The sequence below is a fragment of the Aureibaculum sp. 2308TA14-22 genome (assembly GCF_040538665.1).
Lineage (GTDB): Bacteria > Bacteroidota > Bacteroidia > Flavobacteriales > Flavobacteriaceae > Aureibaculum.
Genome location: NZ_JBEWXT010000001.1, coordinates 3,550,449 through 3,558,403 on the forward strand (window position 1 = coordinate 3,550,449; position 7,955 = coordinate 3,558,403).

Below are 7,955 nucleotides of genomic sequence, written 5' to 3' on the forward strand. Positions count from 1 at the left end.
GTAGGATTGGTTTATACCTATACGGTAGCTGCGACAGCACCATGTACAGGAAACGATACCGCTACAGTTACGGTCACCGAACAAGCCCCAACAATAAGCATATCTAACGGGCCTACATGTTCGTTAGACTTATTAACTTATTCTGTGGAAGTCACGGTAAGTAGTGGAACAGTTACAAGTACTTCTGGAACAGTTACAAATACTTCTGGTAATATATGGATCATAACTAATATAAGTGCAGGAACTAATATTACACTCACCGCGGAAGATGCAGATACTTGTACAAATACTTTAGCTATTACTGCACCAAATTGTAGTTGTCCAGTGGTAACTGCTCCTACAAGTGGTGGTAATCAAGAATATTGTACAGGCGATGCGATTCCAACCTTAACAGCAAGTGTAGGAGCGGGCGAAACGGTAGATTGGTATGTAGCCGCAACAGGAGGAACAGCATTAGATACAGGTACGAGTTATACCCCAGGCTCAGCAGGTACTTATTATGCAGAAGCAAGAAATACCACAACAAATTGTGTAAGTGCAACCAGAACGGCAGTCACAGTAACAGAGAATGCTTTACCAACGGCTCCAGTAAGTGGTGGAAATCAAACTGAATGTGCTGCAATTCCAGCACAAACGCTTACCTCTACAGCAACTGCTCCAGGAGGATCAAGCGTTGTATGGTATGACGCAGCTACGGGAGGAAATGTTGTTGCAACACCAACTTTAAGTACAATAGGAACAGTTACTTATTATGCAGGGAGTACTGATAATACCACAAACTGTGAGAGTGCTACGAGAACAGCCGTCACTTTAACCATTCAAGATTGTGATGCTGATTTAAGTTTAAGGAAGACTGTTGACAACTCAACACCAGATGTAGGTGATAACATTACTTTCACAATTACGTTAAGAAACGACGGTCCATCTGATGCTAACACGATTATAGTTAGAGATATTATTCCAGGTGATTTTACCTATACACATCCTAATTTTGTAACAAGTCAAGGTACAGTAACTTTTAATGCTGGTACCGGTGCTTTAACTTGGGATTTAGGTGCTTACGTTTTAACTAATGGAAGTAGTATAACATTAACTTATACAGTTACGGTTGACGTATGTGGAGAGTTTAAAAACCAAGTGGAAATTATTCAAAGCTCTCAATCTGATCCCGATTCTACTCCCAATAATGGAAATTAAAGGTTTAAAGCTTTAAAAATAAACTACTATAGTATTATTTTTTACGCTAAACACCCATCATTAGCTACAATACGATATTAACAATTTTTTCAATAAAACTATCAATTTTATAAAAAATACACAATACAATAAAAATCAACTACATACGTTTTTGCTATTAACAATAACCATCGAAGTTGTTAACAATTATTTTAGGTTATAAACATAATGTTAACATTTTAAGTTCAGGTACATATATTTGTTTTAGTAATAAGTGGAGAATTAAAAGAATTTATCGGAGTTAGTCTTTTTTCAGAAATTATTATTTCATTAATAAAGATTGAGCTTAAGATGTTAGAGTAACTTGTAACCTTACTATGATTAATATGCAGAGTAGGGTTTTTCTATGGTAAGTTGTTTAACTATTTAAGAACAGTTATTTATATAAATAAAAATTAGATAATAGTAAATAAATCAATTTTGACCAAGCTAAGAGAAGAATTAAATGCACATATAATAGCCCTTGCGTTATTATTATCTTTCCCCTCAGTAGCCCAGACTACTTTTACCGAAAGCGGAGCTGCCTATGGATTAAACATAGGAGGTACAAAAGATGGTGGCCACGCATGGGCCGATTATGATGGAGATGGTGATTTAGATGTTTTAGTTTTAATCAATAGCACATCTCAACGAAATTATTTATTAAGGAATAATCGTATCGGTGCAGGGACAAATGATTTTACGAATGTTCAACCCACCTTAGTTCCTGGTATGTTGAATCGTCGAGCCGAAAGACAGGCCGCCTGGGGAGATTTAAACAATGACGGACGTCCCGACTTCATGATGAATTCATATGGTACAACTTCAGGAACAGTAGCAATTCAAATTTTTATTCAAAACGCTGATGGAACCTTTGGAGATGGTACAATTGGTTCTACGGCTCCAATTACAGTTGGAGAAAATGCTAGTGCCACAATTACAATCAACCCTTTAAATACTGAAGGAGCGGGTTTTTTCGATTTTGAAGGTGATGGTGATTTAGATATCTTTTTTGATAGTCATGATTACGGTATTGAGTTGTTAAGAAATAATTACATAGACCATACTACACATACAATTGTAAATCCAGCTCCAGCTTCATTATACACCCATATTACAACAAGTAACGGCTCTCCCAATGTAGATTTTGGTTTAAACCAGTATGCAGTAGATGGAGACTATGGAACCGCTGCTGATGTTAACGATGATGGATGGGTTGATATTTTTATGCGTAAGCGTGATGAGAAAGATTTCTTTTTAAATCTTGGGGGTGTTTTTGATAACGTAAATGGAGCAGATTTAGGAGAGGCTTCTAATGATAATAAAGGTGCAAATGGTTTGTGGGATTTAGATAATGATGGAGATTTAGATGCTGTTTGGACAGAAAATGGACTAACGCAAATTTATAGAAATGATGGGCCAGGGATTTGGACAGCATTAGGAGCAGCAGTGTTTCCTGGGTTACCTCAACCTGCAGATATTAATTTTAGTACACCGGGTGTTGCAGATGATAGATCAACGGCCGTAATCGATGCCTTGGCAGGTGGAGACATAGATAATGATGGTGACATTGATATTATTCTTGTTGGTAATAGTCGAAGTTACTTATTCATTAATCAATTGAATAGTCCAACTCCTGCTCCAGGAACTGTAGGAAGCGGTGCCGCTATGACATTTTCGTTAGATGCTCAAACATTCAATTCTGGGGCAAATGGAGAAGGAACTACCATGGTAGATATAGATGATGATGGTGATTTAGATATTTATATGAACATTAGCGGTACTAACAGATTATATATTAATAATCTACCCGCAGCAAACAGAAATAATCATTTAATAGTAGATGTATCAGAAGATAGAAACCCAGATGGAACCACGGGTGGATTTCCGGGTAGAACGGCAATTGGAACTAATGTTTTAATTAGAGATTGTGACGGAAATATTGTTAGTGGTTTACGACAGGTCAATGGTGTCTTTGGGCATGGAACTCAGCAATCGCCCGAAGTTCATTTTGGATTACCTTTGGGTGAAGGCCAAACTTATTTGATTGAGGTACACTATCCAAATTTATATAATGCAGCGGCATCTGGTATTACTAGATTAATCGCCACAGGTATAGCTCAACCTAGTACAATTGCGGGAACTAACCACTATACCCTTACTACAACCGATGCAGAATCTTTACAAAACCCTAGTGCACCAATAGCTGTTGCGGATACTGAGAACTTAACAACTAACTATAATATATCAGTTCAATTATCCCTATTTGATAATGATTCTGAACCTGATGGAGATAATTTCTTTATCCAAAGCGTCGTACAACCAGCTGTTGGTTCTGTTGTAATTGATGATGCAGATCTTGGCTTGGTAACTTTTACTTATACTGCGGGAACTGCGTTTGCAGGAACCACATTTGATTATACCATTACCGATGCCATTGTTACACTTTGTCCTGGTGCCGGAAAAACGGATACTGCTACGGTTACAATTAATCCACCAACACCTGAGGATTGTACCAATGGTGTTGATGATGATGGAGATGGATTGGTAGATTGTGACGATCCGGATTGTAATTTAAAAGGAAACGGATACGATTGGTATTTTGGACAAAATGCGGGTCTTGATTTTGAAAATGCGGTTGGACCAATACAAGTTCCTTCTCCTTTAATGAATGCTGAAGAAGGCTGTTCAGTTAGATCAGACGAACAAGGAAACTTATTATTCTATACAGACGGGACGACTGTTTATAATAGAAATCATCAAATAATGCCCAACGGGGGAGGACTTTCTGGAGGACCCAGTGCCACGCAATCTGGGGTCATTGTTAAAGATCCCGGTAATGCCAATAGATATTATGTATTTTATATCAATAATGCAGGAACTCAATCCTATTATGCAACCATTGACATGACGTTAAACGGAGGACTAGGTGATGTAGTTACCAAAAACACAGGAATTCAAGCTGTTGGTGGCGAAAAAATTGCGGCTTGGCCACACGCCAATGGCACTGATATTTGGGTAGTATTGGTCAATCAAAATAGCATATTTGCTCGCTTATTAACGGCGGGTGGATTAGGGGCAGCGGTAACTACTAATGTTCCTTCACCCGGTAGAAGATATGGCCAAATGAAATTTTCACCAGACGGTTCAAGATTAGCTATCACTTGTTATCCAACATCTTTTGCAAGCTATCAAGTTCAATTGGTGGATTTTAACAATAATACGGGACAATTTTCAAATCTCCAATCATGGGCATTAGACGAACCTTACGGGGTCGAATTTTCACCGAGCGGAGATTATTTGTATGTAACTGATATGGGTTGGGCATCTGCTCCGGGACGCATCATGCAATATGACATTTTAAACAATACAACTGGAGCTACAATTGGAGCGAGTGGAGTAGCTATACTCTCAGCAAATCATCTTTTCGCTGCCTTACAAGTTGCCCCTGATAATAAGATTTATATGGCCACCTCTGTGGTAGGTAATAATCCCAGAAATGGTCTAGCCGTAATTAATAATCCGAATAATGCTGGAGCTGCGGCTAATGCTGTTGCCGACCAAATTACATTTACAGGTGGTGCAATGTCACGTTCAGGCTTACCAAATATTCCGGCCTATCAGTTAAGACCAGAGCCAGTAATTACCGTGGTAGATATTACCCAAACCTGTTTTTCTAATGTAGAATTACAAGTTAGTGCTTTTGGGGCGAATTCTTATCAATGGCTTTTAGATGGTGTCGCTCTTCCCGGAGAGACAGGCACTACTTTAGATCCTGATGCTCCTGGAGAATATCAGGTAGAAGTTACTTATGGTTGTGATACTGAAACATCTGAATCATTTAGTGTTTTAAATGATACGGACAATGATTGTGTTGACGATTCTATTGACTACGATACAGACAATGATGGAATTTTGGACAGTGTAGAATGTCCACCTGTTACATTATCTACAGATCTATCATCTATTTTTACTGAGAATAAAAGCCCAAGTCTAAATATGCGTTATTCTGGACAGGCCGATTCGAATATAGATCAAACAAATGAAATAGTTTTTACCGTTTCTAATGGTCCAGTCGGAACTTCTTGGGTAGTCTTATCCTCTTCCAACGCAATAATCACAATTACAGGAAATGAGATTAGGATTACTGGAGATGCAACTACGGGAAGTGGAGGTGCAGGACCTTTTGCGACTTATGACATAAGAACCACTAGACCTTCGTTACAAGTTACCATAGACTTTAATGATATAACGACCTCGAGTACACCTTCCACCAACTTTCAGCTTTATGGATGTTCTGACCTAGATGGTGATGGATTATACGGTTTATTAGATTTAGATTCAGATGGAGATGGAATCCCAGATAATGTTGAAGCACAGACCACCATTGGGTATGTCGCACCGAATGCTGATAGTCAAGCTACTTATACAGCGAATAATGGATTAAACTCTGCTTATTTACCTGGCGGTCTTACCCCTACCAATACAGATGGTGCTGATAACCCTGATTATTTAGATTTAGATTCAGATAATGAAGGAGCAAATGATACAACTGAAGCAGGAATAACATTAGCTAATAATGATGCAGATGGTGATGGTTTGGATGATAATACTGATGCAACAGTGGGGTATGCAGATTCAGGAGGAACCATTGATGACCCACTAACAAATCCAGTTATTTTACCAGATGTTGATAATGATGCCACTACGGGCGGTGATGTAGATTTTAGAGATGCCATAACTATTGCCGATTTAAGTTTAACAAAAACAGTAAACAATAGTAATCCTGATGAAGGAGATAATATCACCTTTACTATTACAATTACAAACAATGGATCTGGACCAGCAAGTTCAATTGAAGTAAGTGATATTATACCAACAGATTTTACCTATACACATATCCCAGCGAATTATTCTACAAGTCAAGGTACTGTAACATTTAATGCTGGAGCAAGAGCTTTGAATTGGGATTTAGGAGCATTTATATTACCTAATGGAGACTCAATAACATTGCAATATACCGTAACAGTAGATGTTTGTGGTGAATTTGTCAATCAAGCTGAAATTACAAATAGTTCAGTATCTGACCCTGATTCAACACCAAATAATGGTCAATAAAATATATGACGAAACAAGTAGTAAAATATAACGTTAAGTTGTTTTATATAAAGAGAGCGTTGACTATGATTTTCAGTTTTCAGCTGAATCAAGGAGGTGTTTTGAAAAAAGTGCAAAAAATGCAAAAAGGTCATCATATAAATTTTTATTTTTTAAATAAAATATTAGTGAATTTACGCTTTCCATTTATTCCAAAATTGGAATTAGCATATATATCAACACAAGGAATCGTAAATATTGACGTTATAGACAAAACCAAACCAAGGAAATTAGTTTATTTAAGCTCTAAAATTGAAACTTTTAATCACTTAACTAACCTATGTATTGGTTATACCTATGGTATGTTGACTATTAAAAATGTAAAAACTGAGACTCAACCCCTAAACATGGTTTTAAGTAAAACTAAATGAAACAACACTACCAACATATTAACCAAATATCAATGAATAGCTTTAGAAGATTTGTAGTCCTTATTTTATTAGGATTTTTGGTGTTTAATGCTAATGCACAAACCCCTTCTCTTACAATTACTAATGTTGAGACTATTGGTAACACTGGAGTCTCGGAAGCAGGAACTGTACTAAATTACAGGATAGAGCTGTTCAATAATGGTGACCAAGACTTAACAGGTGTGACTATTTCTGATGTATTGAACGGAACAGGGTTAACCCTTACAGGCCCAACAGAAAGTATTTCTACTAATAATGTATTAAATGTTGGTGAAATTTGGACCTATACCACTTCATATACAGTTACAGCACCAAATATAACCGCTGGATCTGATTTAGTTAATACAGCAACAGTAACTACAGCTGAAACGGGAGTAGCTAATTTTACTGCGGTTAGAACAGTTACAATTTATGAAGATGATTATGATGAGGTTACCATTACAGTTAAAAGTACGGTTGTAGCTCCAGTAAGTAATGGAGATATTGCGGAATGTGATTCCGGTCAAACTTTAAATGCAAATGATGCGTTGGTGTCAACAACAGATGTGGTATGGTATGATGCCATCGTTGGAGGAAGCACAGTAGCCAACCCTACGCAAACAGGTGTTGGTTCGGTAACCTATTATGCTGAACAAACTGACCCTGCTACTAGTTGTTCTAGCGAAACAAGAACAGCAGTAACTTTAACAATTAATGCCTTACCAACAGCCACAATTTCGTATGCAGGTACGCCTTATTGTGCTACGGGTACAGCATCTGTTACTCAAACAGGTCAAGCGGGCGGAACGTATAGTAGTACAGCAGGTTTAGTAATTAATGGAACTACAGGAGCAATCAATTTAGCAACAAGTACACCAGGTACGTATACGGTTACATATAGTTTTACAGATGGTACTTGTCCAAATACAACTACTACATCGGTAACAATTAATGCCTTACCAACAGCCACAATTTCATATGCAGGTACGCCTTATTGTGCTACGGGTACAGCATCTGTTACTCAAACAGGTCAAGCGGGCGGAACGTATAGTAGTACAGCAGGCTTAGTAGTTAATGGAACTACAGGAGCAATCAATTTAGCAACAAGTACACCAGGTACGTATACGGTTACATATAGTTTTACAGATGGTACTTGTCCAAATACAACTACTACATCGGTAACAATTAATGCCT

4 protein-coding genes are annotated in these 7,955 nt (G+C 37.6%); all 4 read left to right on the forward strand.

All coding sequences use genetic code 11. The features are described 5' to 3' along the window. Positions 1 to 1,197 (forward strand): Ig-like domain-containing protein (locus U5A88_RS15855; RefSeq protein ID WP_451963457.1); only part of this gene is annotated, 1,197 nt, incomplete at its 5' end. A gap of 459 nt (positions 1,198 to 1,656) precedes the next feature. Beyond that, positions 1,657 to 6,333: an FG-GAP-like repeat-containing protein gene (locus tag U5A88_RS15860; RefSeq protein ID WP_354208097.1), complete on the forward strand. Its 4,677-nt coding sequence runs from the start codon at positions 1,657 to 1,659 to the stop codon at positions 6,331 to 6,333. A 5-nt stretch (positions 6,334 to 6,338) separates the two neighbouring features. Continuing rightward, on the forward strand, positions 6,339 to 6,743 hold the full coding sequence (locus U5A88_RS15865; RefSeq protein ID WP_354208099.1) for a hypothetical protein: 405 nt from the start codon (positions 6,339 to 6,341) through the stop codon (positions 6,741 to 6,743). After that, positions 6,740 to 7,955: DUF7507 domain-containing protein (locus U5A88_RS15870; protein WP_451963459.1), on the forward strand; the 1,216-nt coding region annotated here is incomplete at its 3' end. The genes U5A88_RS15865 and U5A88_RS15870, both read left to right, overlap by 4 nt.

Excerpts from the sequence above, each read along its gene's own strand:
- U5A88_RS15865 (WP_354208099.1), top strand. The coding sequence starts at position 6,339 with ATGACGAAACAAGTAGTAAAATATAACGTTAAGTTGTTTTATATAAAG.